This window comes from Lacunimicrobium album (assembly GCF_052161635.1).
In the GTDB taxonomy this organism is placed as follows: Bacteria; Planctomycetota; Planctomycetia; order Planctomycetales; family Planctomycetaceae; genus SXPC01.
Genome location: NZ_CP197413.1, coordinates 3,553,629 through 3,580,587, shown reverse-complemented (window position 1 = coordinate 3,580,587; position 26,959 = coordinate 3,553,629). Strand labels below are relative to the sequence as shown.

At 52.4% G+C, this 26,959-nt stretch carries 22 protein-coding genes; 4 read left to right on the top strand and 18 right to left on the bottom strand.

The window, feature by feature from the left end; all coding sequences use genetic code 11:
• Nucleotides 1–134 precede the first annotated feature (134 nt).
• On the top strand, nucleotides 135–1,322 hold the full coding sequence (gene devC / locus SH248x_RS14265; protein ID WP_459554954.1) for an ABC transporter permease DevC: 1,188 nt from the start codon (nucleotides 135–137) through the stop codon (nucleotides 1,320–1,322).
• A 309-nt stretch (nucleotides 1,323–1,631) separates the two neighbouring features.
• The gene (locus SH248x_RS14260; RefSeq protein ID WP_459554953.1) at nucleotides 1,632–2,315 is read left to right on the top strand and encodes an ATP-binding cassette domain-containing protein; all 684 of its coding nucleotides are present in this window, start codon (nucleotides 1,632–1,634) and stop codon (nucleotides 2,313–2,315) included.
• 52 nt (nucleotides 2,316–2,367) lie between these two features.
• On the opposite strand, the gene SH248x_RS14255 is transcribed toward SH248x_RS14260, so the two are convergent.
• From SH248x_RS14255 to SH248x_RS14185, 15 genes are all read right to left on the bottom strand, one after another.
• On the bottom strand, nucleotides 2,368–3,987 hold the full coding sequence (locus SH248x_RS14255; RefSeq protein ID WP_459554952.1) for a calcineurin-like phosphoesterase C-terminal domain-containing protein: 1,620 nt from the start codon (nucleotides 3,985–3,987) through the stop codon (nucleotides 2,368–2,370).
• 90 nt (nucleotides 3,988–4,077) lie between these two features.
• Nucleotides 4,078–4,491, bottom strand: a complete 414-nt coding sequence (locus SH248x_RS14250; RefSeq protein ID WP_459554951.1) for a carboxypeptidase-like regulatory domain-containing protein — start codon at nucleotides 4,489–4,491, stop codon at nucleotides 4,078–4,080.
• Nucleotides 4,492–4,617: 126 nt separating this feature from the next.
• Complete coding sequence (locus tag SH248x_RS14245) at nucleotides 4,618–5,562, bottom strand: DUF1559 family PulG-like putative transporter (protein WP_459554950.1); 945 nt, start codon at nucleotides 5,560–5,562, stop codon at nucleotides 4,618–4,620.
• Nucleotides 5,563–5,968: 406 nt separating this feature from the next.
• Nucleotides 5,969–6,394, bottom strand: a complete 426-nt coding sequence (locus SH248x_RS14240; protein WP_459554949.1) for a carboxypeptidase-like regulatory domain-containing protein — start codon at nucleotides 6,392–6,394, stop codon at nucleotides 5,969–5,971.
• Between the two features lie 141 nt (nucleotides 6,395–6,535).
• A complete protein-coding gene (locus SH248x_RS14235; RefSeq protein WP_459554948.1) occupies nucleotides 6,536–7,459 on the bottom strand; it encodes a DUF1559 family PulG-like putative transporter in 924 nt (307 codons plus the stop codon).
• A gap of 224 nt (nucleotides 7,460–7,683) precedes the next feature.
• On the bottom strand, nucleotides 7,684–9,312 hold the full coding sequence (locus SH248x_RS14230; protein ID WP_459554947.1) for a family 16 glycoside hydrolase: 1,629 nt from the start codon (nucleotides 9,310–9,312) through the stop codon (nucleotides 7,684–7,686).
• Between the two features lie 53 nt (nucleotides 9,313–9,365).
• A complete protein-coding gene (locus SH248x_RS14225; RefSeq protein ID WP_459554946.1) occupies nucleotides 9,366–9,602 on the bottom strand; it encodes a hypothetical protein in 237 nt (78 codons plus the stop codon).
• Nucleotides 9,603–9,645: 43 nt separating this feature from the next.
• Nucleotides 9,646–11,067, bottom strand: coding sequence for a complex I subunit 5 family protein (locus SH248x_RS14220; RefSeq protein ID WP_459554945.1), 1,422 nt, complete (start codon nucleotides 11,065–11,067; stop codon nucleotides 9,646–9,648).
• A 74-nt stretch (nucleotides 11,068–11,141) separates the two neighbouring features.
• Nucleotides 11,142–11,498, bottom strand: coding sequence for an ArsR/SmtB family transcription factor (locus SH248x_RS14215; protein WP_459554944.1), 357 nt, complete (start codon nucleotides 11,496–11,498; stop codon nucleotides 11,142–11,144).
• A gap of 242 nt (nucleotides 11,499–11,740) precedes the next feature.
• Entirely contained in the window at nucleotides 11,741–12,709 is a 969-nt protein-coding gene (locus tag SH248x_RS14210) for a metallophosphoesterase family protein (protein WP_459554943.1), read from the bottom strand.
• Nucleotides 12,710–13,216: 507 nt separating this feature from the next.
• Complete coding sequence (locus SH248x_RS14205) at nucleotides 13,217–13,897, bottom strand: hypothetical protein (protein ID WP_459554942.1); 681 nt, start codon at nucleotides 13,895–13,897, stop codon at nucleotides 13,217–13,219.
• 539 nt (nucleotides 13,898–14,436) lie between these two features.
• Nucleotides 14,437–14,880: a hypothetical protein gene (locus tag SH248x_RS14200; protein ID WP_459554941.1), complete on the bottom strand. Its 444-nt coding sequence runs from the start codon at nucleotides 14,878–14,880 to the stop codon at nucleotides 14,437–14,439.
• A gap of 62 nt (nucleotides 14,881–14,942) precedes the next feature.
• Nucleotides 14,943–15,851 (bottom strand): DUF1559 family PulG-like putative transporter, encoded by a 909-nt coding sequence (locus SH248x_RS14195; RefSeq protein WP_459554940.1) that lies wholly within the window; start codon nucleotides 15,849–15,851, stop codon nucleotides 14,943–14,945.
• A 243-nt stretch (nucleotides 15,852–16,094) separates the two neighbouring features.
• Nucleotides 16,095–17,033 carry a helix-turn-helix domain-containing protein gene (locus SH248x_RS14190; RefSeq protein ID WP_459554939.1) on the bottom strand — a complete coding sequence of 313 codons (939 nt, stop codon included), beginning with the start codon at nucleotides 17,031–17,033 and terminating at the stop codon, nucleotides 16,095–16,097.
• A gap of 1,079 nt (nucleotides 17,034–18,112) precedes the next feature.
• On the bottom strand, nucleotides 18,113–19,261 hold the full coding sequence (locus SH248x_RS14185) for a citrate/2-methylcitrate synthase (RefSeq protein ID WP_459554938.1): 1,149 nt from the start codon (nucleotides 19,259–19,261) through the stop codon (nucleotides 18,113–18,115).
• A 1,145-nt stretch (nucleotides 19,262–20,406) separates the two neighbouring features.
• Between SH248x_RS14185 and SH248x_RS14180 the strand changes: the two genes are divergently transcribed.
• The gene (locus SH248x_RS14180) at nucleotides 20,407–22,149 is read left to right on the top strand and encodes a sigma-70 family RNA polymerase sigma factor (RefSeq protein ID WP_459554937.1); all 1,743 of its coding nucleotides are present in this window, start codon (nucleotides 20,407–20,409) and stop codon (nucleotides 22,147–22,149) included.
• A 55-nt stretch (nucleotides 22,150–22,204) separates the two neighbouring features.
• Here the strand turns inward: SH248x_RS14180 and SH248x_RS14175 are convergent, their stop codons facing one another.
• The 3 genes from SH248x_RS14175 to SH248x_RS14165 are packed head-to-tail and all read right to left on the bottom strand — an operon-like array spanning nucleotide 22,205 to nucleotide 24,466.
• Complete coding sequence (locus SH248x_RS14175; protein WP_459554936.1) at nucleotides 22,205–22,471, bottom strand: type II toxin-antitoxin system ParD family antitoxin; 267 nt, start codon at nucleotides 22,469–22,471, stop codon at nucleotides 22,205–22,207.
• Nucleotides 22,472–22,482: 11 nt separating this feature from the next.
• The gene (tcmP, locus tag SH248x_RS14170; RefSeq protein WP_459554935.1) at nucleotides 22,483–23,598 is read right to left on the bottom strand and encodes a class I SAM-dependent methyltransferase; all 1,116 of its coding nucleotides are present in this window, start codon (nucleotides 23,596–23,598) and stop codon (nucleotides 22,483–22,485) included.
• Nucleotides 23,599–23,602: 4 nt separating this feature from the next.
• Nucleotides 23,603–24,466 carry a DUF5131 family protein gene (locus SH248x_RS14165; protein ID WP_459554934.1) on the bottom strand — a complete coding sequence of 288 codons (864 nt, stop codon included), beginning with the start codon at nucleotides 24,464–24,466 and terminating at the stop codon, nucleotides 23,603–23,605.
• A 357-nt stretch (nucleotides 24,467–24,823) separates the two neighbouring features.
• On the opposite strand from SH248x_RS14165, the gene SH248x_RS14160 reads away from it, so the two are divergent.
• Nucleotides 24,824–26,902 (top strand): catalase, encoded by a 2,079-nt coding sequence (locus SH248x_RS14160; RefSeq protein ID WP_459558617.1) that lies wholly within the window; start codon nucleotides 24,824–24,826, stop codon nucleotides 26,900–26,902.
• The last annotated feature ends 57 nt before the right edge of the window (nucleotides 26,903–26,959 follow it).

Here is a 26,959-nt window from a genome sequence, read left to right as displayed (position 1 = left end):
AGCCTCACCAGCACCCTACATCAGATCTTTCTCGATTCGTTGTTTCCTTGATCCCAAACTCTGCGATCTCTGCTCCCCTCCGCGAGCTCTGCGTTCCAGTCTTTTCTCTCATTCCGGCGAATGACGTCCCCCCCATGATCACCAACATCCTCATCCGCCTCCTCCACCGCCTCCCCATCGGCTGGCTTCAGCTGAATCATAACCGCACGCGCCTCATCGCCGCTGTCGGCGGAGTGACGTTTGCCAACATCCTGATCTTCATGCAACTCGGTTTCATGGGCGCCCTCTTCTCGACCTCCGTCTTCACGCACAAGAACCTCAGCACCGATCTTGTTCTGCTCCCCTCAAACTTCCTCTCACTGCGGGAAGCCACCTCCTTCCCGCGACGACGCATCTACCAGGCCGAAAGCCACCCAGCCGTCGTCTCGGCAGACCCCATTTACATCGGTCAGGTTTTCTGGACCGACCCCGTCGGCGGCGACACCGCACAGTTCCGCGTCCTCGGCGTCCCACCTGATTCCCCCGACCCGATCTTTCTCAATGAAACGATCCAGGCCGAACTCCCCAAGCTCAAACAACCCGACAAAGCCATCCTCGATATCAAGACCCGCCAGCTCAACCCCGACATTACCAAAACCATCTTCGAAAAAGGCAGCTACGACCTCGAACTCAACAACCTCCAGTTCCACTTCGTCGGCACGTTCTCTCAAGGCGGCAGCTTCGGCGACGACGGCAGCATCATCGTCTCGACCGACGCCTTCATGCGCCTCTTCCGCAATCGACAACCCGGCACCCCCACGCTCGCCCTCATTCACCTCGCCCCCGGTTCCGACGCCCACAAAGTCGCTCGGGAAATCAACGCCCTCCTCCCCGAAGGCGACACCATCGCGATGACCAAACAACAATTCATCGATGCCGAACAAAACTACCAGGCTCAGCAAACCCCCATCGGCTTCGTCTTCGGCTTCGGCGTCGTCATGGCCTTCGTCGTCGGCCTCGTCATCGTCTATCAAGTCCTCACGACCGACGTCCAGGACCACCTCGCCGAATACGCCACCTTCAAAGCCATCGGCTACTCCCAAGGCTTCTTCCGCGGCATCGTCTTCGAAGAAGCATTAAGCCTCGCGATCCTCGGCTTCGTCCCAGGCCTCGTCGTCTCGATCTTCCTCTACGCCTTCGCCTCCCGCGCGACCGGCCTCCCCATCGAAATGCAATTCGGCCGCCCCGCCTTCGTCTTCAGCTTAACCTTAATCATGTGCGTCCTCTCCGGCCTCATCGCCACCAACCGATTGGCCCACGCCGACCCCGCAGATCTCTTCTAATCCGTCCCTTCTCCCCCGGTGAGCGGTTTTGAGTTCCTTCTCCCCCGGGGAGAAGGTGGCCGAGTCTTCGAGGTCGGATGAGGGATTTCTGCGAATTGAGCAATGCATCCAATCCCGTCCCTTCTCCCTTGAGGGGAGAAGGTGCCCGAAGGGCGGATGAGGGTGAGCGATAGGCACCAACAGATTCTCCACAACAACTCAACATCAGGCACCAATCTCATGGTTCAATAACCACCAATACCTACAACCTTCAGCAATCAAATCCGTATCCAAATTCTCTCCCCCCTCATAACCCTCGACTCAAACCTCATGACCACCTCCCCCGCCATCCAAACCCGCAATCTCTCCCACCACTTCGGCTCCGGTGAAACGCGCCTTCAGGTCCTGCACCACCTCGATCTCGAGATTCCCAAAGGTCAGTTCGTCATCCTCATGGGCCCATCCGGTTCCGGCAAGACGACACTCTTGACCCTCGTCGGCTGCCTGCGGTCCGTCCAGGAAGGCTCCGTCAAACTCCTCGGCGAAGAACTCTCCGGTGCCAATGAGCGAACACTCATGCTCATGCGCCGACGCCTCGGCTTCATCTTTCAGGCCCACAACCTGCATGACTCCCTGACCGCCATGCAAAACGTCCGCATGGGCCTCGACGTCCACGGCAAAGGTCATGGACCAGAAGCAGAAGCTGCCTGCCAGCACGTCCTCGAACTCGTCGGTCTGGGCGAGCGTGTTGACCATTATCCCAGCCAACTCTCCGGCGGACAGAAACAACGCGTCGCCGTCGCTCGCGCCCTCATCGGCAACCCCGACATCCTCTTCGCCGATGAGCCCACTGCCGCCCTCGACAAAGAGATGGGGCAGCAGGTCATCGAACTCATCCGCGAACTCGCCAACCAGCGCCAAACCACCGTCTTCATGGTGACACACGACCACCGAATCCTCGACTACGCCGACCGCATCATCAACATGGAAGACGGCCGGATCGTCGAATCGTGACAGGCGAGCAGGGGAGACATCTCCTTCCCCTGCATCGCCTCCCACGCGCACCTTACTCCTGGTGATTTAACACACCGACAGCCTGCTCCTTCGCGGCAGGTTTCTCAGCAACCACCCGCACAATCCGACTGCCCTCGAACTGACGACCGTGCATGTCTACCGTCCGCACTTTCAGTAGTTGAGCTCCTTGGCATGCTCCCGCTGGAAGTTTCGCTTTCCACAAGTGAGTGCAGACTTGGTCTTTCGGCATCTTCATGACGTCTTCGTTCTTCGTCGTCGCTTCGTAGGTGATCATCTTCCGGAAATTCGGTGAGACTTCATCAACCTTCGTCATCTCAACCCACTCTCCTGCTTTTCCCCACTGCATCTCGACTTTTGACTTCTCTGTTCCATTGAAGACATTGACATACACGTCAGTGGAGCTGATCTCACTGACAGCAATTTCTTCCGGCGTCATGATCTCCATCTGGTAGTCCGGCGAGTAATGAGCAGCACGGAAATCGAGTTGGTAGTTGGAGCCATCAACCGTCAGGATCGCATACCCATTCGGCGTCCCGTCAGACATCATCGCATGAGGGATGCCTCGTTCATCCGGAAAGCCTTTCCACCACATACCGCAGGCGGCACCTGTCACCATGTGATGATGAGGTTGATCACCCATCCAGCCATCGTTGCGATCAAAGAAGCGGTGAATATGGCGATGGATGTGTGCAGAGATGGAGACGGTATGAGGATGTGTTTCGATCAGTCGAAACAGTTTCTGACGCTCTTCTTCTGTGAACCCGTAAATCGGAGCATGCATTGTCAGCACGACCAACTGATCCTTCGGCACGTTCGCCAGATCGTTCTTGATGAACTCCAACTGCTTCTCACCCAGCGCTGCCCGCATCGATCCTGCGCGTCCATTCCGGCCGGGGGTAAACCATTCAATATCATCGAGTACCAGGAAGTGAACCGGACCATAATTGAATGAGTAATAGTTCGGACCATAGATCCTCTCGAATGTCTCATCGCTGAGAACGTCATCTTTCGATTCGAAATTCAGGTCGTGGTTCCCGATCACGTTATACCAGGGAATCCCGACCAGCGAACTGGCCTGATTGATCGGCTCCAACAATGACAAATCATTGTGCACAATGTCACCCAGGCATATCGCGAACGCTGCATCCGTCCCGACCAGATCCTCCAGCACGTCATGTGTGTAGTGACCAACTTCCGCCAGATCCTTTGTCTGAGGATCTGCAATCAACAGCGTTTTGAACTGTTCAGGCTCCTTCTGCGGATACAAAGGAAAATCAATCGACTTCGGCAGGTCGCCTGTCGGAGCAACTCCAGCATGCTCGAATTCGCTGGGTGAACCCGCAGGCTTGTGAATGTAATAAAACTTCGGCTTGTTCTGCTCATCAAACAGTGTCTTCCAGCCGCGTGGCTTGATGACGAAAATGATGTCATCGCCAGCAATAGAAACTTTGTAGCGACCATTGTCATCAGTCGAGATGACCTCGCGCCCATTCGAAACGCAGATCCCCTTGAGTGGCAGATCGCCCTGATCATAGGCCCCATCGCCATTAATATCATGGTAGACGATTCCAGTCGCCTCTTTGGCAAGCGATGACCCTGCTATTGAAAACAACAGGAAAGCAGGCAGCAGACAAAGCACAATACGTTTCATGAATTCAACTTCTAAATAGGTTACTATCGAACGAACAGCAGCCAGCCGCTCGAGTTTTTTGCTTTACAACATCAGCAACAGGGATGATGACTATGGCAGGTCAATCACCAGGTCTGTCTCATTTTTCTCAATCGTCACACGATGAGGCGAGGTATTGCGAACACCATACTTCTTGATGGCTTCCTCGATCTCTTTCGTCGCCTTCTCCTCGCGATTTTCCTTGGCGTTGAAGCCCGGATAGTACTCGACGTACACAATGTACTCTCCGGGAACTGCTCCCGGCTTCGAAGCGGTGTAATACATCACAAACGCGCCGTTCGCATCAGTCCGCGTGTTGCTCCCACGCCCTCCTTGAACCGGGAAGAACTTCAAATCGACTTTGGGAAGCGGCGTCCCCTGATGCTTAAGCACACCTTCGACCGTATAAAGGTCAGGGGATGATTCCCCACACCCTGGCAGAAGAACCAACGCAAGAAGAAAGACAAGCGAAAGCCAAACACGCATAACAGAGCCCCGGGTGACAGAATAAGGATGAATTGGAAAGGAAGATGCGATTCGACGGACTCGAATCGCATCCATGATTCTCAAGACCATGAGCCGACCAGTTCAAAAATCAAAGCGCCGCGATGATTAGAAACTGCTGGCTGTATTCGTCTTGCCTTCATCCTTATTCAGAGTGGCCAGGTAAACATTATAATCGATGTTCTCACTGATAAAGGCATTGTGCCCATCAGCAAAGGTCGTCAGCAGGCCTCCCGGGTGTGAGCTTTGTGCATTACGCCCGCTTCCCGTGACGAGGCCATTCGGACCTTGTGCGCCGGTCGTGTAACCGGGAGATTGCTGGTTCACCCATACGAACGGATTCAGGGGCATGTCATGCAGTGGATCACTCGGTGGAACCTCGTTCCAGTGACGTGATTCGAGGAATAAAAATGTGTTGGATGTTCCATCGGAGATATCAGCAAAACGGACTGCACTATTCATGTAAGCCACGCCGGATGTCATCGTCCCGCGTTCGGGGCAACAATACTGATCAGGCTGACGAACACCATTCGACCAGATTTCTCGATACCCACCGCCGTTGATGGCATAGTCTTTGAACTCGTTGGCAGGCCCCTTGCGTGGTGCAGAAGGACAGACAAAAACGGGAGGCATTGATTGGCTCGGCGTTTTATTCACAGTAATCGAACTTGGCCCATACTTGTCGAAGTAGTTGTCAGCCATCTCGCTGGTGTAAGGGGATGTCGACGTATTGAACTGTTCGTAAAGATTCCCGGCTTCCAGCTGTGGAAGCAGAAAATAAGCCCAACCCCAGGAATTGTCAGCATCATAACGAGGATAACGTCGAGCCTGCGTCGGGATGTAGCGATTCCCCATGGTCAGGCAGTTGAACGTATCATGATAGTTGTGCATCGCGAGCGACAGTTGCTTCAGATTGTTGCTGCAAGCCGATCGCCGAGCCGCCTCTCGAGCCTGCTGCACCGCTGGTAACAGCAAGGCAACAAGCGTCGCGATAATGGCGATCACCACAAGCAACTCAATTAATGTAAAACCTCGCGCTGGGAACGATTTCATGAGTAAGAAATTCTAGTAAGAAAACGAATGTGCGGAACGCCCCGCAGAAGGATGAACGGAATGACTACCCGAATGAATGCGCTTCACCTTCCGTTTTGGGTAAGGGGAAAAGTGAATTCACTCAAACTTAATGATCAACCGATTCCGATAGATAGACACTCAGACGCAGTCTTCTAATTCCTTGTAGGGTGCTGGTGAGGCTCTGCGAACCGCACCAATTGTGCGAATGAATGTCGTTTTGGTGCGGCTCGAAGACTCACCAGCACCCGACATTTCTCGCAAAACATCAATGAGAAGATTCGCTCTGAGTGAACACTTTCCTTACTTGTCCAGCAAAATAGGCCGTGGTTAGGACAAAAACGCCCTCACGCACGGCCTCTATGGGAATCAAATCTAAGCCAGCAGATTACGGCAATTCGAGCTTCAGATCTCGGACATCCTTCTCAACGGTGTAGCGATACGGAGACTTCGTTCTGTCGCCATACTTCGCCAGCAGTTCTCCGATTCTTCCTTTGACCTTCGCTCGTCCCTCCAGGACCGCCATGCCCTGCACCGGATCTTCCGGCCAATAGCGAAAGTGAACTATCTGCTCACCCGGCGGCACACCTTCACGAGTGCCAGTATAACGCATCGTGAAATGCCCACTCTTGTCTGTCGTCGTGGCACTTCCACGACGGCCATCTGCAGGCGACATCATGATTTCCACTTCCGACAGAGGCTCGCCCTGAAAGGTCGCAATCCCTTCAATATGATACAACTCCCGCTTCGAGCACCCCGTCATCGCAAATGCGATCACCAGGCAAAGCCCGACATAGGCATAACATATTTTCATCAATGACTCACAGGCTATTTAAAAGTGTCGGTGAAGTTCAAAACATCCCATCTCCCTAGAGGAACTCCGTGGGGAGATGAGAGTCGGTTCGAGGCACAGGGCCCACATATTACTGCCATAAAACAATAGGCTGCGATCGTATTAGAAGGTTCCCGCCGACTGGCTCACTTCTCCACCAGATCGAGTGAATGTCGAAAGATAAACTTCTGTGCTGATGTTGTCGCTGATGAAGCTGACGTGACCATCGCAGAATGTTGTGATGACACCACCATGGTGCGAACTGCGGGCAATCCGCCCCGTGGAACGTGCAGGCTGAGGCCCGTTTGGCATCCCCATCTCACCGGTCACGTACCCATTTGATTGCTCGATAACCCATACAAACGGATTGACTGGCTTGTCATAGGCGCCATCGCTTGGTGGCAGATCAGCCCAGTGCCTCTGCTCCAGGAATAGAAATGTATTCGTTAAGCCATCATTGATATCGGAGAATTTGTACGAGCTGTTCATGTCTGCGATCCCGCTCCGCGCAGAACGCTCCGGACAGCAGATCTCGCGCCCTCCATTAATCCCGTAATCCTTGTATTCATTTGCAGGCCCTTTCCGTGGAGCCGTCGGACAGACAAGAACAGAAGGCATCGACTGACAAGCCGCTTTGTTCGTCGTCACCAGGCTTGGACCATACTTGTTGAAATAATTGTTTCCGATCTCGCTCGAATACGGAGCAACGTTCAAGTTGAACTGATCGTAAAGGTTCCCAGCTTCCAGATACGGCAGGAGGAACGTCGCCCATCCCCAGGAGTTGTCGTTATTGTAGTGCGGATAGCGATATGTCGTCGTAGGAATGTAGCGATTCCCCATGACAAGGCATTTGAATGTGTCATGATAGTTGTGCATTGCCAGTGACAATTGCTTCAGATTATTACTGCACTGCGAACGCCTTGCCGCCTCTCTCGCCTGCTGCACAGCTGGCAAAAGCAAGGCGACTAGCGTAGCGATAATCGCAATCACCACCAGCAGTTCGATTAACGTAAAGCCACGGCGATTCACAGATTGAGATTCAGACATAACTGCATGGTCCGCTTGAAAAACGAGCAGGGAGAACCCTTCTGCCCGAGATGAAAATAGAAGTACTCCTCTGATAAATGCGCCTCGATTAAGGTTTTGGGAATGAATCAGCAGTGTTAACAGAAACTTCACATAAAGAGGCCCGTTCACGAAAAAAGCTGGATTGCAAAGCAACCCAGCTTTTCCCCTCGTTGGCATTCCGCCTTTGTCTTTAAATCTTCAGATTACCGTCCCGCAAACGGCATGTACTTGAAATCCTTTGGCGGCTGTTCATCCTGATTGGATTTCATCTCCGCTTCGTCCGGCGTCGGGGAACTTACGCCATCCTTAGGCACCTCGCCGTTCGCTGTCCACACGATCGCGTTGAGGACCAGCTTGCGGAACTGGTCGTGCTGCCAGTTGATGTGGAAGTGACCACCTGTAAACCCGAACCCTCGCCCCTTCCCATCCGGACGTTCATACGCCCAGGCAGTATGCTGAGGCTCTTTCTTCACAAGCACCGCTTCACGCACAGCAGGATTCCCTGAGTGCGGACCATCTGGACGATCCAGCGTCTCACGAGGGGGCAGGGCGGTCAGAATCGGCGTGACACCCTTCATCCCTTCCACAAATCGCATGTGATAATACCACTCATCCCGAATCTCAAACGGCTTGACTCCACTCGCGATCGGATGATCCGGGAATGTCTCATATTTCGCATCCCAGTGTGGATTGACCGACCAGTGTGGCTCGAAGTAACCCCCCATCCACTTGAGAAAATGATCCCCCGGCTCACCTTTCACCGTCTCAACCCCATAGTGCAGACAGACCAGCCCGACGTGACGTGACTCGACCATCTTGTCGAAAATATCCAGGTACTTATTCAGGAAGTGATTCCCACCCCCATCGCAATAGGCGACCACCGTATCCGCATTATCAAACGCCGACACATCCTTCGGCCACCCATTCAGATAAACTGACGAAACAACCTTCAGACCCTGAGTCTTCTGAGCCGCGTCGAGAGACTTCGCGAGCAGCAGGCACCCTGCATTATGCTCATGCGCGAAGTACGCGTGACTCGGACGTCCCGCCACCAGCACAACCTTCTTCCAGCCCTCTTCCAGCGGCAACCGCTTGAGTTGAATGTCCTTGAACTCAATCTTCATCGGCGGCCCGGAGTGCAGCTGCAGAGCAAGAATGCCCGAGCGATCCAGCCCCTTCGGATCGTTGTCAATCACTTCCGACGTCACGACTCCATTGATCTTCAGTGTGATGTGATTCCCGCGAGCCGTGATGGTGTATTCGTTCCAGTCATCAATTGTGATCTTCTTCCACAATTCGTCTTTATCCGCGACCGTCTCATTGGTGACCTTCCCAGATTCATCGACCGTCCCCTTTTGGCCACGGACAGCGAGTATTCCGCGAGCCGCTTCGTCGTAGAGCGCCCCCGCCCACTGCCCCGCGCGATCGATATCCGCCTGATACCCGACCACATGCCCATCGTCGCGTTGTACACCCCGAAACTGAATCCCGCTATTAGCTTGATTCGAGCCCGAAATCCGGAACTTCACTTTGAACTCGAAGTCATCGACCGTCCCGTTGTCCCACACCAGAAACGTATTGTTCTTCAATGGTTTCTCAGCGGTCGATTCCCCGATAATGACCCCATCTTCGACACGCCAGAACTCCATGTCCCCCTTCCAGCCAGCCAGCGACTGACCATCAAACATCGGCTTGAACGACGTTTCCGTCTCGGCCCCAAAAACAGCCACAGGGATTAAGAGCACAAACAAACTGACAAGACGCTTCATCACAGTTCGGTCCTTCTTCAAATCAAGTCGCATCAACAACGCGTTGCGCGTCAGTTTCAGCATACAATGATGACATCTCAATCTCCAGCGTGATTCCGTGTTCCCTTCTCAAACACTCAGTCTGATATTTCCCCGGCGAGCGGGGGGGACCCCAGCGGATACCAGATCCCCACTTTCGTCCAATCTCCCATGTTCGGCAGAACATGATTCGCATCCAGCTCACGAAGATCAACATCCTCGATAAAGCTCTCAATCAACGGCAACGGCTCTCCTCGAAAGACAACTCGTCTCATCATCTCCGCCGCTGCATCCTTCGACGCAGCCGTCACCCCACAACCCAGCAGCGTACCCACTCTACTGTGAGCTCATTGTCCTTATTCAGCAATGAAACTGCTTTCAGATTTTCGTGTATCTGGTCATGTTGTACGCAAAGACTGAGATAACGATGATGATTCCAGACGATAAAAGAATCGCGATTTTCATAGAAAGTGGAAGTCTTTCTGCAGCGGGGGTCGCAGGGCTTGGTTTATGAAACGTGGCGCGGATCAACGGATAAATGTAAACAAAGTTTAAAAAGCTGCCAGCCAGGAGGAACGCTGCCGCCGCATAGTGATGGCGATGAAATTCTTCAAGTAGCATCATGTCTTTACTATAATACCCGGCCAGAAACGGTACTCCACTGATGGAAAGACCTGACAGAATAGCAGTCACCCCCAGCCAGCGATGGGTTGGGAGGTATTCGGCGACTTTCGATGCCTGAACGGAACCGAAAGCAGTGAGATAAGCTCCGGCGCAAAAGAAGAGGTTGAGCTTAGCAATTGAGTGAGTGATGATATGAAGCATGGCTCCTTGCATGCTGAGTTCAGTGCCAATTAATATGGATGTGATGACATAAGACAATTGCCCGACCGTTGAGAACGAGAAACGCTCTTTCAAGTCTTGTGTCTTCCAGGCTCGGATCGCGGTGTAAACAGCGGTGCCGCCGCACAGATAGATTAACCATCCCGTTTCGAAGAAATGATTGCTGAGATCGCTGAGAAGCTCCACTCCATAAACGTGCTTTGCAATTTTGAAAAGAGCAATACTCGCAACCTGCACAGAAGCCACAGAATGGATCATTCCGGTCACAGGGGCAGCCGCGATCGAAGTACGAGGCAGCCAGAGATGGAACGGTGCCACGCAGTTTTTCGAGAACCCGATCACAAGGAATGCAAGAACAAGCGCAGACCGCTGATGGCTCCATCCCATTTGTTCAATGTGGATCTCCTCAAAGGGAACATGAAGAGGAAAGTTCAAAGCAATGACGGGGATAGCAATGACTAATGCGGGCCAGATTGTTGAATGAACATAAACGCTCACTGCACGCTTACTGGCTTCGTTATTACGCAATGACAGCAAAGGAATAATCGCAGGGATCGATGCCAGATAAAAGAAGAGTAGCGTGAAGAAGTTATCAGCCATCCCTGCGCCGATCGATAGAGACAGCGTTGCACTCATAAACCGATGAAATGTATCTGCCTTTTCCCGGAAATGTATTGAGAGATAGCCTATTGAGTACACCAATGTCATCGACCAGCACAAGTAAATCAGTATGACGAATATCCAGGACGACCTGTCGAGGGAGAACGCCACCCAGTTGCTGATTCGAATCGACCCCGTCACGGGTCCATAGCAGAACGTGGCTAATGCCAAACCAGCTGCTGAACTGATCATGAGTGTATAGAACGCCGGTTTCGATTCTGGCTTGATAATCGTAATGAGGTTAAGAACTAACGGCCAGGTAAGCAGCAATAAGACCATAGAGGCTGGTTCTATCATCGACGTATCCACAAGTTGCTACCTCTAATAGGAGATTATCGACTCAGAATCCTCAGGAGACCAGTTGAGAGCATTCATGGATTCTTTTCCTGAATCGCATTTGCGGCTTGGACTTGCTCCTGCCGAAGAACTTCTATTGCCTCGTTCATATGGGCAAAAAAGTACTGTCGCATCGTTTCCAGCACATCCGCCAGGAGGGGATCACGAAGTCGATAGAAAATCTGATTTCCGTCTTTTCGTGTTTCGACGAGATACTTGTTCCGCAAAACCGCCAGATGCTGCGACACGTTCGACTGCTCAACCCCGACAGCCTCACTCAGCCCGCTGACCGACATCTCTCCACGACTGAGACACTCTGCAATCGCGACTCGAGTGGGATGACTGAGTGCCTGAAAAACACCCGCTTTAAACTGTCGCATCGAATCCAGCATGATTCGCCTTCCAACGTTGACGACTCACCTCTCTGTTAATATGCGAATATTCTAATATAGATCGCCTGCGGAGTCCATCAAGGAATTCTTGCGAGTTTTCAGGAGCCCCTGTTTCAAATCCCTCAAGCAGCGGGGAAATCAAAGAAAGGGTTGAGCTATTGCTTTTTAAAGGCTCGATGAATCCACGTGAGTGGGAGAGGAGCCAGGAACATTTCAGGTCTCCTCTCGCGCTCCCGCAATCGTCATCCCTCGGCCACTGCCTCCCAGCCATAATCCACATACTCATACTTCATCGTCCCATCCGCCGCGACATCCACCACACCGAACCCCTCTTGCACCCCATGATGCGGCCCCTTCCACCAGCTGCCGCAGACGGCTCCGCCGTTGATGTATTCGACGCCGCGCATCTGGATGTTGTCGCGCATGTGGATGTGCCCTGAGAGGGCGAGCTTGACGTTGTGTTTTTCGAGCAGCGAGGTCAGCATGATCGTGTCTTCACAGATCGCGCCGTTCTGCATTTCAAACGAGCTGTTTTTGTAGGTCGACTCGTTGAAGACGGTCACGGTGAAGATCGGGATGTGTGTGACGACGACGGCGGGTTGCATCAAAGGCTTCGCTTCCAGGTCCGCTTTGAACCACTCGAGCTGCTCGCCGTGGATCTTGCCGCGGTATTTGTTGTCTTCGCGTGGCTCGATGGAATCAAGGACGTAAAACCGAATCCCCTTGTGATTGAACGCATAATACGTCTTATCGAGTTCGAATTTCTCCTTGGCCATCATCTTGCCGAAGAGTGGATCATTGGCACGGGTCGGGTCGCCCCAGGCATAGACGTCGTGGTTCCCGATGCATGGATAGACTTTGAGTGTGCATTCATCCTTGATGGTCTTGTTGAACAGGTCGAAGAGCTGAAGGGAGCGATCCCTGCTGGCCTTGAATGAATCGAAGACGAGATCGCCGCCGGTGAGGATGAAGTCGGGCTTGATGTCCAGTTCCTGGACGCGGTGGAGGGCCTTGACGACTCCTTCAACGCCCCCTTTTTCTGGCTGGATATGCCAGTCCGTCATATGGACGAACCGGAACCCGCTGACTGCATTCTCCGGCGTCACGATGGAAGTCGACGCCTGCGCCTGCCCCCACAAACGTCCCGCCCATCCCGGCAACAACAATCCCGCTCCACCCGCAGCCAGCAATTCACGTCGTGAAAATCCCATGGTTGTTCTCCTTTGAGTTTTGAGAGCGTTCGCGTAAGCCGAGCGATTCCGTGGCTTATCGTACGAGAAAACTCCCTGGGATGGGAACGGTTCAAAGCCTGTGCGCCGGATGAGTTTTTGATGAACGTCAAACGAACCTTCTTTGGTCGCGTGGGAAGCCGTACCGTTGCTGGCTTGATAGTGGTAGAGCGGCAAGGTGAGGCGAGCCTTCAGATTGGTGTCAGAGAATCGGGCTACTTGCCCTCATGGTAGAAGGAGATGGGCTGTCGAGAGAGAAGAATTGTGCGTGTGATTAGCGACCGCACAAAGATCATAATGAGGCGGAGTGAGCCGTTTTATATGACGTTGATCACAACTCCGAAGAAAATGCTTGCCCAAAGCCGCAAGCACGGCACGCGGAACTTCTGACCTCGCAAGCATGCCACCCTGCCTACCGGACTAAAAATGTTCCCAGATACCCTCGCGACAGCATAATCGATAACGCACACGATTAGAAGTGGTTGTCTACTATTCGGCTGTGTAAGGGATCAACTGAAAGCCGGCCTGCTCTTCTTTATAGAAGACCTCTTGCCCGTTAGAGTTATAAAAATAAACATTACAATCATTTTCCGATAAAATATCCTGTAGATCCCGTTCCGATAAGGTTTCCTTTGACTTCCAATAAACACGGACTGAAGGCAAGTATGCAAAGAAATAGTCTGGTCCTTTTTTACCATGGAAAAGCACGAGATGAATACAGCTTACACATTTTGACTCGATACAGGAAAAGTCGGTTTGTGAATCGCTTACCTGCGACTCAACTAACATCGCTCTTGTTGCAACAGAGACCTCTTGGTCGAAATTCGAGCCAGTTTCGACATACATGCACGCAAGTGTACGCCAGGAAATATTCCTCTCAGATGCATCTATAATTATAGGATGGCTAAATTTTTTCTCATATCCCTTAAACACTTCCGCAAGGTATCGAAGCTGTCCCTTGACGACAGAGCGTTTCGCGATCTCCTTGGCCTTTTTCACGCCATGTAACCAAAAAAGTGCAGCGAAAACAACAATTCCGACGAACGCATAAAAGACAATTCTATTTGACTTCATAGATTGTGCCATCATGATTGAATCCACAACCGTGTCCAGGGCGAGTAGTAAGAACCTTAATGTTAAAAGCACACAATGCATGTTGTGCATCATCATGAATGCATCGTGATGCGAATTCGTCCTGTCGGCCTCCATAAACTACCGCTTCACAACCATTCCAGTCCGTTCCTAGTAGGGTCAAAAATGGATCATCCTGTGAATTAAAATGAAAGACTGAAATTGTGTCTTTACATTTTACAACAACAAGTGCACGAATGTCTGCTCCAGAGCCTCCTATAGGAGACTGACTAGATCAAAGGGGTCAGGACTCATTTGGCTCTCTTCCCTCGTCTTGTCGCACTCTCGGTCAGCTTCGGGCACGCAGCATTGACGACGGGCCCAACCGCCCCGGGCGTTGCGGACACCCAAGCCTCAGCTCCCGGCGTTTCGTTTCTGTGCTGTTACAAGGCACCGGCTTCATCGATTCGCGGGGATCTGGGTATTGGGAAAGGATATTCAGTGGTCTCACGGCGTGCAACAATTAGTCCTGACCCCATTGATTTCTCTGGGATAGTTACCTTGGACGTATCCCAGCTTGAGTTTGGAGATAGTCACATTTGCTGGGATGCGCTCAAAGCAGCTATCCCAGCCTGCGTCTACTGCTGAATCTGCCTCTTCCAGTCATCCTCCCCCTCAGCCGGAGCAGCACCAGCCTTGAGCAACTTCACACCCGAAAGCTTAATCGGCGGCAACTCGTTGCTCTTCTTTTCAATCGTCACTGTCATCATCGGGTTGGTAGGATCCAAATAAGCCCCCGCCAGACGATCAGGCGAATTTCCTTTCCCCATCGGCCAGTACAGCGTCAAACCATACTCGCCCGCAGGAACTCCATCCCCCTTTTCGTAAGTCGTCATCTCAAAGGCCCCATCGGCGCTCGTCAGACCGTAGGGCACCGACTGACGCACATCCGTCGGCTCCCCTTGAGAATGAAACATCACAATCACATTCTCCGCAGGCGACCCATTGATGATCACCATCCCGCGAGTCGCATACGTTTTCGCTTTCCAGCCCTCATGACCACAGCCGGACAGCAATACCACCGCCAGCATTCCTGCCAGGGACCACGACCGCGACCTATCAAATTTCACGCAATTCCATCTCACTAGAATTCTCCCAGAACATTTCCGTCATCATGCTGTGACAGGTTCGTTGCTGTCGTCTGATCGATGTTCTCCGAAATAAATCGTACTGCTCCATCACCCATCAGAATCGTGATCCCGCCCTGGTGGAATCCATACGGACTGCTCATGTCGTTGGTGACATTCATCACTGGGCCCGTCGGAATTGACTGAGGTTGCACTCCCGTCGGATCAGCAGAGTCCATCAAATAAGAGATGCCGATCAGCCCCCAGCCCCACGATCTGATCCAGCCCGCGTACTTCGTCGAATTGCCCAGATTTCCCCAATTTTTACTGTCCATATAAGCCTGCGACATCTCCGTGTCGTAGTAACGCATTTTTGTCCTCCCTGCTGATTCATACACAAACAGCGTGTTCGACAACCCATCCGTCACCTTCGCGAAATTCTTGGACGGCGTCATAAACGTTGAGGGCTTCAGGCCAAACCCGGTTGCAGTTAACGCCCCCTTCGAAAAGGTGACCCATGCGTAGTCTGAAGTCTGAAAGCCACTGATCCCCACAGGCGTTCCGCCCTCAGGTGTCGAAGGACAAAGATAGACCTTCGGCATCTTGTCCTTCAGCACGGCCTGAACCGGATCCGAAACTGTCTTGTTCATGTCATACAGGTCATAAACGGCCGACTGCTCCAGATAAGGCAGGATCGATATGTTTGCACCCGCCGGACGTGTCCCGGGCGAATTGACCGGCAACATTTGATTCACATCATGATAGTTGTGAACCGCGATCCCGATCTGCTTGAGATTATTCTTACACGTTGTCCGACGAGCTGCCTCCCGAGCCTGCTGCACCGCTGGCAACAAAATCGCCACTAGCGTCGCAATGATCGCGATCACAACCAACAGTTCAATCAACGTAAATCCCCGGCGTCTCATCAATGACTCCCAATCCAAAACAATGTGCGAAAGATAATAAGCAATTTCACAGTAGAGTCCGCAACTACTGTTCCTTCACCGACCAGTTGCCCAGCACCCAGGTCGCCACAAGTAGAGATCTTCAAACAGGATGTGGCATTGTCGGTGATTCAGCTCTCGCCCGTCACTCTCCCGAACTGTTCAGAAAACGCGCGCAGCCCACCGCCGCACCACCCCACCACTGCACAATTCCTGAGCAGGATTTCATCGATTTTTTCGGTACTCATGCGGATTGATCGCCAGCAGCCGACGAAATTCCGCATGGAGATGCGACCGACTCGAAAACCCGCACTGCTCTGCAATCTCCGCCACCGGCGCGCGACTCTCTCGCAACAACCGCTTCGCCATCTCAATCCGCGCCAAAGTCAGATATTGCTTCGGAGACATCCCCGTCGTCTGGCGAAACAACCTTCGGAAATGTCCCGAACTGAGTCCCGCCTCCTTCGCCAGATCTTCCACCCCCAGATCACTCGTCACATTCGCCTTCACATGCTCCACCACCTTCTGAATCTCCACCGACATAAGCCGCTCCCCGTTATCAAGACCTGCCCGCGCATTTCCCGCCAGCTGCACCAGACGCAAACTGATATCCCGCAGACGCGAATCGAGATTCACCCGCCGATCCGACTCTCCCTTCCGATAAGAATTCACCAGCCCCTTGATCATCACCTCCAGCACATCATCCCGAAACGATCTCGTCAGCAGAGGCTCCAGCGTCGGGATCACATCGTCCGTGAACTCCCCCACCTGCGAGAGAAACTGCTCCCGCGAAAAAATCACCGCAATGGAGTGAAACGGCCCATCCCCCTGAATCTTGTTGACCGTCGTAATGTCCGACATCATGAACTGCCCTCCAATCGCCGGCCGATGATAGCTCCCTCCCCCATAATCAACCTTCGCCGATTCCGCCCGTCCACAGTCCAGCAGCAGCGACAATTGAAACTCATCGCGTTTCTGACCATCCCAGCATGACCGGGCCAGCATGTACTCAACCACTTCCAGAGACCCGTCCGGCTCCGAAAAATGATCAACCCCGATAAACGAATCCCGCACCCAGCCAGGCGACTGCTGAATACGAGCCCATCGCTCGCTGTTCATCGAAAACGAGTTCCTCGTCCGCAGGAACTTGTTGAAGTCTTCCATCGCATTTCGTCCAATCCAGAACAATATACACGTGTCTAATCACTCTAACATTCCCCACCAGACGTCGTCAATTTCTCTCTCCGCGCTAGAAAAAAGCCGCGTCTTTCGCACCCCGCCGTGTTGGTATCGTGCTTGCTCATCAGCAGACTGTCGATGCCGCTTAGGTTCCAGGTTTACTGGTGCTCGGCGCTGGAGTTGCAGCCGAGGCGTTCTTTCAGGACCTGGTTCTGGCTGGGGGCGTGGTCTTAGTAGCGGGTTGCAGTGAGGGTGCGGCGGTGTGATGGGTTTGTTTTGAGTCGGAGTTGTGATGGCGGCAGCTGATTGTGGTGGATTCGCATGCTTGCCCCCAAAGCTGCAAGCATGGCACGCGGAAATTTTGACCGGGCGGGCATGCTACCCTGCCCGTCGCCGTTGGAGTCGCGGTAGTAGGCCGCCCGGTTGTTGAGTTGGTCGAGCGAAAAGTCTTCTTTGAAGGTCTTGGAGACGATCGAGCCTGCTTAGAATCTGCGGTGGGTCGTGCAAGGCCTTGACCCGCCCTATCCGGCTACTCCGGCTTTGTTAATCAAAAGGAATCAGAACCGTTTCCAACAGAGCTCATTTGGTAGAATCGGATTCGGGTGGAGAGCTAAGCAATTTGGTTAAAAAGTGTCGCTCGTCGGATGTTAATGTTTCTCCTAACTCAAGAAGCACGTCATCATGCAAATGGCTTTGCATGTTTGAAATACAGCAACAAAAGAGTTCGAATATGCCAACTTGATCATAAGGTGGTCCGCCTCCAAAATTGGTCCAATTTTTTAAGCCTTCTTCCAACTGATCGTATTTTTCTATTGTCATACCTAGAAATGGTTGCATATATCACTTGCTGATTCTGTGAAAAGGTGTTGAGAACCAATCTTGGCCATGAGTATTAAATGCTGTTGTTCTTGTGATCACACGAGAGCTGTTTGGGTTACGCTTCGTTGCCGGTGCTGGCGGATGTGAGCCTTGTTGGTGAATCTCTTTGCTCTCTCCGCGCAACAAAAAAACACCACAACGCCAACCGGCTCTGTAGTGTTTTTGTTGAAGCAATTCTCAATCGCTTAGCTGCGTTGTGAGATGGGAACGTATTTCAGGTCTTCCGGCCCGACATAGTGTGACTGCGGGCGGATAATCTTGTTGTCGGCGATCTGCTCCATGACGTGAGCGCACCATCCCACGATGCGGCTGGCGGCGAAGATGCAGGTGAACATGTCGCCGGGGATGCCCATGTAGTGCTGCAGCGAGGCGGAGTAGAAGTCGACGTTGCAGTTCTTCTTGATGAGCGCGGTGACTTGTTTCTCGAGTTCGACCGAGATGTCGTACAGCGTCGTATCGCCTTGCTCTTTGCCGAGTTTCTGAGACAGGGACTTGAGGTGCTTGGCTCGTGGGTCTTCTGTCGTATAGACAGCGTGACCGAAACCCATGAACTTGCCCTTTTTCTCCTTGACGTTCTGGATCCACCCGGAAATCTTATCGACGCTGCCAATCTCCTGCAGGCTCTCCAGGACAGCGGTATTGGCACCGCCGTGGAGTGGTCCCTTCAAGGCACCAATCGCACCTGTGATCGACGAGTAAAGGTCTGTCAGCGTGGCTGCAATGACGCGACCGGAGAACGTACTGGCATTGAGCCCGTGTTCTGCGTGGACGATCAAAATCAGATCCATCGACTTGGCTTCGTCTGGCGTTGGCTTCTTGCCATTGAGCATATACATGACGTTTTCCGCAAAGCTCAGCGAAGCATCTGGAGCAATCGGGTCTTTGCCGTCTCTCGCACGGCGAATGGCAGCCGTGATCGTGCTGATCTTGGCAATCAGGCTCAGTGACTGCTGGTAGAAATCGTCGACGCCATGTTCCTCGGAGGTCTTATCGAGGACCCCCAGCAGTGAAACCGCTGTCCGCAGCATCGCCATCGGATGGGCGTCTTTGGCATGGGCCTTGATGAGTTCAATGACTTCCGAGGGGAGGGCGAACTGAGCCGTGACCGTTTTCTTGAATTCTGCCAGTTGAGAGGAGGTCGGCAGCGAACCTTTCAGGAGCAGGTAGCTCACCTCTTCAAAGTTGCTGTTCACGGCCAGGTCATCGATCGTATACCCGCGATAAACCAGCTGACCAGTGGTCCCGTTGACGTCACAGATCTGGGTGTCTGCAGCGACGACCCCTTTTAGTCCCTTTACGGCCTGGTTCGCAGCTTCAGTTTCTGCCTGAGTCATGATCTTCCTTTGTTGTTCTCGAAACAGTTGGTCACTCCAACGCAGCACCGCCGTCCCTCGGTCTGCCACGTACCAACGACCTCTCCGTCGCTCATCAATCCATCGAATCAATCGTTGTCTACATTAAAACGTCACAACCGCAAAGACAATAGACTCCCGAACTGATTGCTGGCAGATTCGTCCTGAAAGGTCGTAAGAAACGACGCTGTTTTTGTCCTGATTCCGTCGTCCGCTTGTGACGTCTGCCCACCTTGAATTCACCAAAATCACACAATTCGCTGTCCCCTGCCACCTTGTCTGTCCTGTCCCGGCTGCGAAGAATCACTCCCGTCGGCAGGACGCTCGATGTTCCTGATCGGGTTCCGGCTGGTGAGTCATTTGAGTCGATACGCCGGTGAGTCGTGTGTTGTTATGAACATGCCGCTCGGTCACCGATCAACTGGTCGTCAGGCGAGGAGTGGAAATACGAAAAAAATCAGATTTTGATTGGCAATTCTCTCAAGTCCTGTGTACCGTGATGTTCACCATTACGGTTCTCACCCGGTAGAAAGGACTCTTCTCATGGGGACCAGCTTGCGCCAGGCAATGACATGTCTGCTGCTTGGGGAATTTGCTCAGACAGGGCGTCAGGATTCAATGCTCCACCACGGAGAACAGCCCGTCACCAGTGAGCATCCAATGCCATCATCTGACCGATTTTTCGCGACAAGGACGTCCGCTTCGGCCAGGCAGACCACTAGCGTCCGCCTGAATTTCCTTGCTCGACGGATGGCTCGTCCGTCTATGCCCGCGATTCATTTCCTGTCGCGTTTATTGATTTCCTGAACGACCGCTTCGACGACTGTCTGCCGGTGCGCAATGCATCATGACAGGCCGTTGTAAGCTCTTTAATCGTAATAATTTACAAGTCATCCCACTCAGGACCTCGGCTACTTTTCAACCGAACTTGAGGAACTTCCCACTTTCTTTTCGATTTGGTGGTCAGTTGATTGCCAAATCTATCGGCTTTGGGTTTATTGGATATGACACCGACAAATTCTTCAGCCTCAAACGGTTCGACTCAAGTCATCGCATTACGCCGACTCAAACCGACTGACTGAAGCATTTGTGCACGGAGGCATCTTTACTTGGAAGGGGTATCTCAAGTGAGATTTTATAATCTCGAAATTCAAGCGTTAATCGTCTCGGCTCAGAAAAAAGGCTACCTCTCGTACCAGGCAATCGACCGCTTTTTGCCCGATGAAGGGGGCGATCAGACCCTTATCGATCAAATCGTTTACGCTCTCGAAGAAGTGGGACTTTCGATCAAGGATGATCCGGAAGCTCAAAAGAAACGCGAAGAAGAACGCCGGACCAAAAAGCAGACCACCGAACGCCACGAGTATATTGAAGAAGACGACGAAGATACCAGTTCGGTTGCTTCGCATGCAGCAGCCGAATCGGCCTCGTCTTCTCGCGACCCGATTCGCATGTATCTCTCGCAGATGGGAAACATTCCTCTGCTGACTCGTGAAGACGAAATCTTCCTGGCCAAGCGGATCGAACTGACCCGCAAGCGATTTCGTCGCAAAGTCATGGAGTCGGACTTCGCGATCCGTCAAGCTGTCGAAACCTACGAAAAAGTTGCCTCGGGCGAACTCCCATTCGAGCGGACCCTGCGAACCTCTGATACGGAGAACGTCCAGAAAGACCAGATTCTCGGCCGCATGGTGCCCAATCTGAAGACGCTGCGTCTGCTCATGCAGGACAGCCAGGACGATTTCGAAATGCTTCGCTCGGGCGAGTGTGATGCCGCTGAAACGAAAGCCATTCAGCAGCGCATGATCGTCCGTCGACGCAAGATGGCGACTCTTTGCGAAGAGCTTTCTCTCCGTACGCAGCGTCTCCAGCCGATCATGAAGCGCGTCGAGCAGATCGCTGCTCGCATGGGTGAACTCGAACGCGATATCGAGCGTCTCAAACGACGCCCGACTGCCGCCAATGAAGTCGCCCTCATGCGACGCGAACTCGATGAACTCGTCCAGATGACCCTCGAGTCAGCTCAAGACTTTCAGGCTCGTCAACGCGAGATCCGCTCTCGTTTCGACGCCTGGACCGAAGCCAAGCAACGCCTCTCCGGCGGTAACCTGCGCCTGGTCGTCTCGATCGCCAAGAAATATCGTAACCGCGGTCTCTCCTTCCTCGACCTGATCCAGGAAGGCAACGCCGGTCTGATGCGGGGCGTCGAGAAATACGAATACCGTCGTGGTTACAAGTTCTCGACCTATGCTACTTGGTGGATTCGCCAGGCCATCACGCGAGCTGTCGCGGATCACGCGCGGACAATCCGTATTCCCGTCCACATGTTCCAGTCGATCTCCACACTCAAAGCCAAGTCCGAGGCGATCCGCCAACAGACCGGTCGCGACCCGACCAACGAAGAACTCGCCGAAGCCGTCGGCCTCTCCGTTGAAGAGACCGAACGGATCATGAAGACCTGGAAACACCCGGTCTCTCTGGATACGCCTGTTGGCGAGTCGGAAGACTCTTCCTTCGGCGACTTCCTGCAGGACAATGGCGAATCGACCCCGGCTGATTCCGCGATGCAGCAGATGCTTCGCGACAAGATCAATCACGTTCTGAAGTCCCTCACCTACCGCGAACGCGAGATCATCAAACTCCGTTACGGTCTGGGCGATGGCTACAGCTACACGCTGGAAGAAACCGGCCGGATCTTCAAGGTCACCCGCGAGCGTATCCGCCAGATTGAATCCAAAGCCCTCCGAAAACTCCAACACCACACCCGCAGTAACCACCTGAAGGGCTTCGTCGACTCCCTCCTGCCACTCATGGCGGAAGCGACCGGCGCCGATCCAGTCGGTGGAGCGGACCTGAGCGAAGTTGTTTGATTAACTGACAGCTCCCAACCAAACAAAAAGCCCTCGCTAACCCCGAGGGCTTTTTTCATGCGTTCTCATCGCGATTCTCTTTTGCCAACTCATCAAGGATCTGCTCAATATCGAACTCGATGAAATCGGAGGCTGGTGCTTCCATTCCCTCTTTGATCTGCTGAATGACCTTTTCAAATTTTGCTTCCTGATACCGAATCAACTCATTATCGATCGCATCGATGATCACTTCCTGTGGGCTTTCGAGTTTTCTTTCAAACATCAGCCAGGTTACAAACTCGTGATGCTCGTCTGACAGTTCAATAGAAATGGTCTTGCTCATTCCTTTCAGGCCTATCCAAAAAGACTGCGGCATTTACGGAGGGTGGGGTTCTCACTCTTTACGAACTTCTGTTTTCCGGTGTTGGTTTCAATTTGCTTCTCGTCGAAAAGTTCTTGACAAGCAGATGTCAGATGCGACTCAAGCCACAATTCTTGACGAGTCGCCTCAACGAGAAATTCCCATGTTCGTGGCTTATCGAGTTCCTGTAAAAGCCACGATTTCACTTCGTTAACTGGCCCAGCATAATCAATTAGTAGCTGTTGCTCAGGGTGAGTTGATTTACTCGCATAAAAGCCTCCGCTTGGAGACGATTTCCACATGCAATTCTTGATCAGGTCGCGACCTGCATCATGTCTCGTGAAGTGCTGCAGAAAGTATCGGCACTGATTTCGTTCCTTCATTCGAAAAATCGTACTCCACTTTGCCTCGCTGACTTGATGTAGGAGATTGGCGCACTGATCTGCTCTCAATTCTCTGTCGGGTGAATTGATCGAACGCCAGTCGGTTCCAGCAAAGACCAAATCTAATGTCTCAACATACTTTGACTCAGGATTCTTCAGCGCCTGCGAGATTTCCATGTCGATCTCGCGCCACATCATGTTGACCATAACCTCTGATTGAGGCATTGCCAAAAGGCGCTTAATTAGTGAACCCGGTATCTTGAATCCAAAAGGATCGATGAATGTGAACGAAGGGGGGAGTACCTTATTTTCGGAAGCGATACGATCCAAAATTTTGGAGATGAAATCGAAGCTGTCTTCGCCTGCTGTTTCGATTTCGAGGTTTTTAGGGAGATTAGTCTTTGATATCTCATGATTCAATTGTTCGAGGTTACCCGAGTCCTTCTCAAGGAAGATAAAAGTAACCTTGCATTTCACCAGAATTTTGTCACGTGCGATGTGATTCAAAAGTGAATTGAGTGCAACTACAGGCGAACCAATTGATCCACCATCGTAGCGGCCACGACCTGCGTGGGTGTCAATATAAAGTAGTTGCTTCGCGCCGGTTGCTCCAAGAGTCATCTTGGGCAACCATCCGTTGAGGTAATTCCGAATCAGATCATGTTTTACTTTTTGGATGTTTGTGTATGACTGCCAATGCTTTGAGTTTGGATCTTGTTTTGCCATCGCCCTAAATTGCTTTCGCGAGTTGTTTTTCGATGAGTTTTGGAAACTCCCTTACTCTCATCTCCTCTTCCCACTCTGCCCAATCACCAGCATGTGAATCCTGGAAGTCAATTCTCTCACCATTCTCAACTGGATGGCTTCCCAACTGCTTGAGGAAATAAGACACGCCTTCTTGCTGGCACGTCGAAATCAGAGTTCTCGCCCAGTTCAGCTCAAACGCTGAAGCTCTCGCGCCTGACTCTCCGCCCTGAATAACCCAGCGGATGGACGATAGATGCTCTCGAAGATCAATCTGCTCATGCTGAGGTTCAACGGAAAGAAAACGAATCGTCCTTTCATCTCCCACCTCTGAAAGGCTTTGGATTCGCTTTAATGTTTTCTGACTTGTGACACTGGTTCCGGCCCAAAGATTTCTTGGCCAGGGGATCCCATTCTCCTGTAGCCATTGAGAAAACTTCGCCATCCGCTCAGGCCGCTTTGTCAACCAAAGCCATTGGTGACGGGCTCCAAGTGCAGAAGTGGTTACATCAATGACCTCCTTTTTCAGGAATTCAAATGTGACCGCCTTTGATAACGCGTCAGACATGTCCGAGACAAAGATCAGCCGTGGCATCCCATCCAGCCATGGTTTTTGTGCTCGTCGCTTGCCACGTAAGTCTGTCCATCTCGCAGCATCCGCCATTCGGCCGGGATATAGCGTCACGTCATCAAATGTCTTGGCATAGCCCGTCGTCGTCCCTCCAAACCGAACGTGAAGTGTCCCTGCGTAGCACTTCTTGACCGTCTTCGACCAGAGTTCGCACCCATCGCATCCCATCGTTGGGTTGCATGTAGAATCACACCATTGAATTTTTGTAGAAACACTCATCTCAAGTTCTCGCCATTCTTGGCACGGGATTATTCTTCTGTTCACTTATCCTAAGCGTGATGTCTCAGTTTTCTCAAGGTCAAAATTTGATCTCACAAATTCAATACTGTGATATGCGATTTGCCCACCGCCACCCCTCACGACTCCCCCCCATCAATCACTAACCGCCACTTCATCCCCTCTTTCCACATTCTTCCTGTTTGGTCCGCAATTTTCTCAAGTTCATTTCCGTCTCAGCATCTCACTGCGTGAAAGGAATGTTCAATGATCCGCCAAGCTCGCTGGTCGATTCTCGCTCTATTATTGATGTCCGTTGTCTCTCCAACGCTCAACGCCCAGAACACACGTTCGGAGGCCATGAATAAACCGGCTGATCAGCCGACTCAGCCGAAAACAGTGATTGGCGAGGGTGGTGAGCTTCACCAGCAGGCGACGGGAGATCTTCCCGTCATGACGACCCAGCAAGGGATGCCGGTCGGCGATGATCAGAATTCGCTCAAAGCCGGAGAACGTGGCGGGACGCTGCTCGAAGATACTCACCTGCGGGAAAAACTCTTCCACTTCGATCACGAACGCATTCCTGAACGGGTCGTGCATGCCCGGGGCTTTGGTGCCCACGGTTACTTTGAAACCACCAAAGCGATTCCCGAACTGACCTCTGCTGACATCTTCCAGCGCGTTGGGGAAAAGACCCCCGTTTTCGTCCGCTTCTCAACTGTCGCAGGTAACAAAGGCTCCCCCGACCTCGCGCGCGACGTCCGTGGGTTTGCGACCAAGTTCTATACTAAAACAGGTAACTGGGATCTGGTTGGCAACAACATCCCTGTCTTCTTTATTCAAGACGCGATCAAGTTTCCTGACCTTGTTCATGCTGCCAAAGACGAACCAGACCGCGGCTTTCCCCAAGCTCAAACCGCTCACGACAACTTCTGGGACTTCATTTCGCTGACCCCGGAATCGATGCACATGGTCATGTGGATCATGTCCGACCGCACGATTCCTCGCTCGTTCCGATTCATGGAAGGCTTCGGCGTTCACTCCTTCCGCTTCATCAATGAAGAGGGAAAATCGCATTACGTCAAATTCCACTGGAAACCCAAACAGGGGCTCCAGTCGGTCCTTTGGGACGAAGCCGTCAAAATCAATGGAGCCGATCCCGATTACCACCGCAGAGACCTCTGGAACTCGATCGAAAAAGGGGACTTCCCCGAGTGGGAACTCGGTGTCCAAGTCTTTGATGACGCTTACGCTGACAAATTCCCGTTCGATATTCTGGATGCGACCAAACTTATTCCCGAAGAAGAGGTTCCTGTGCAGATCATCGGCCGCATGGTCCTTGACCGTAATGTCGAGAACTTCTTCGCGGAGACCGAACAGGTCGCTTTCTGCACCCAGAACATTGTCCCTGGGTTCGACTTCACCAACGACCCTCTGCTGCAGGCTCGTAACTTCTCCTACCTCGATACCCAACTCAAACGCCTGGGAAGCCCGAACTTCACACACATTCCCATCAACGCCGCCAAGGCGCTCGTGAGCAACTTCCAGCAAGATGGTCACATGGCGATTCACAACCCGAAAGGTCGTGTAAACTACGAGCCGAATTCGTGGGGAACAGGACCGCGGGAATCAGCAGAGAAAGGCTTCAAGTCGTTTCCTGAGAAGATCGAAGGAACCAAGCAAAGAACACGTTCCAAGAAATTCGCTGATCATTACAGCCAGGCCCGCCAGTTCTACATTTCTCAGACGAACGTCGAACAGCAGCACATTGCTGATGCGCTGATTTTTGAATTGAGCAAAGTTCAAAAGTCAGACATCCGTGTCCGCATGGTTGCCCACCTGATGAACATCGACAAAGGCTTGTCTGAGAAAGTCGCAGACGGTCTGGGCCTGCAGAAAATGCCCGAAGCTCTTAAGCCCGCTCGAGAGCCGATTACAGATTTGAAGCCGTCGCCGGCGTTGAGCATTCTTAAGAACGGTCCAGAGAGTTTCAAAGGACGCATGGTCGGAGCCCTCTGTTCCGATGGTGTCGACGCAGAACTTTTGAAGGGAGTTGCTCAGTCCCTCAAAGACGCAGGTGCAACGATGAAGATCGTGGCTCCTAAAATTGGCGGCGTGAAAGGGAGTGATGGCACGTTGTATAAAGTCGATGAGAAAATTGACGGTGGTCCTTCCGTTCTCTTCGATGCCATCGTCGTTCTCACCACGGCCGACGGCGCCAAAGATCTCATGAGCAACCCGGCTGCTCGCAGCTTTATTACCGACGCTGCCAATCACCACAAGTTCATCGGCTATGTGGAACCATCAACTCCATTGATCGAGCAAAACGTCGACACACAAAAAGCCAGCCCACAACTGATCAAAATCAGTAACGCAGGCGACGTGAAGACATTCCTCGACAAATGCAGCCAGATCCGTCACTGGGAGAATCTAGAATAGGGTTGGCAGAATCTGTAAGACTTTGCTCCAGAAGTCACAGAGAACACCGAGTCATGA

Bases quoted from the DNA above. Each gene is read 5' to 3' on its own strand.
- devC (WP_459554954.1), top strand. From the start codon at position 135: ATGATCACCAACATCCTCATCCGCCTCCTCCACCGCCTCCCCATCGGC.
- SH248x_RS14185 (WP_459554938.1), bottom strand. From the start codon at position 19,261: ATGACTCAGGCAGAAACTGAAGCTGCGAACCAGGCCGTAAAGGGACTA.
- SH248x_RS14240 (WP_459554949.1), bottom strand. From the start codon at position 6,394: ATGAAAATATGTTATGCCTATGTCGGGCTTTGCCTGGTGATCGCATTT.
- SH248x_RS14210 (WP_459554943.1), bottom strand. From the start codon at position 12,709: ATGGGATTTTCACGACGTGAATTGCTGGCTGCGGGTGGAGCGGGATTG.
- SH248x_RS14195 (WP_459554940.1), bottom strand. From the start codon at position 15,851: ATGAGACGCCGGGGATTTACGTTGATTGAACTGTTGGTTGTGATCGCG.
- SH248x_RS14175 (WP_459554936.1), bottom strand. From the start codon at position 22,471: ATGAGCAAGACCATTTCTATTGAACTGTCAGACGAGCATCACGAGTTT.
- SH248x_RS14250 (WP_459554951.1), bottom strand. From the start codon at position 4,491: ATGCGTGTTTGGCTTTCGCTTGTCTTTCTTCTTGCGTTGGTTCTTCTG.
- SH248x_RS14215 (WP_459554944.1), bottom strand. From the start codon at position 11,498: ATGCTGGATTCGATGCGACAGTTTAAAGCGGGTGTTTTTCAGGCACTC.
- SH248x_RS14255 (WP_459554952.1), bottom strand. From the start codon at position 3,987: ATGAAACGTATTGTGCTTTGTCTGCTGCCTGCTTTCCTGTTGTTTTCA.
- SH248x_RS14260 (WP_459554953.1), top strand. From the start codon at position 1,632: ATGACCACCTCCCCCGCCATCCAAACCCGCAATCTCTCCCACCACTTC.
- SH248x_RS14190 (WP_459554939.1), bottom strand. From the start codon at position 17,033: ATGGAAGACTTCAACAAGTTCCTGCGGACGAGGAACTCGTTTTCGATG.
- SH248x_RS14245 (WP_459554950.1), bottom strand. From the start codon at position 5,562: ATGAAATCGTTCCCAGCGCGAGGTTTTACATTAATTGAGTTGCTTGTG.
- SH248x_RS14205 (WP_459554942.1), bottom strand. From the start codon at position 13,897: ATGATGATGCACAACATGCATTGTGTGCTTTTAACATTAAGGTTCTTA.
- SH248x_RS14165 (WP_459554934.1), bottom strand. From the start codon at position 24,466: ATGAGTGTTTCTACAAAAATTCAATGGTGTGATTCTACATGCAACCCA.
- SH248x_RS14230 (WP_459554947.1), bottom strand. From the start codon at position 9,312: ATGCTGAAACTGACGCGCAACGCGTTGTTGATGCGACTTGATTTGAAG.
- tcmP (WP_459554935.1), bottom strand. From the start codon at position 23,598: ATGGCAAAACAAGATCCAAACTCAAAGCATTGGCAGTCATACACAAAC.
- SH248x_RS14160 (WP_459558617.1), top strand. From the start codon at position 24,824: ATGAATAAACCGGCTGATCAGCCGACTCAGCCGAAAACAGTGATTGGC.
- SH248x_RS14235 (WP_459554948.1), bottom strand. From the start codon at position 7,459: ATGTCTGAATCTCAATCTGTGAATCGCCGTGGCTTTACGTTAATCGAA.
- SH248x_RS14220 (WP_459554945.1), bottom strand. From the start codon at position 11,067: ATGATAGAACCAGCCTCTATGGTCTTATTGCTGCTTACCTGGCCGTTA.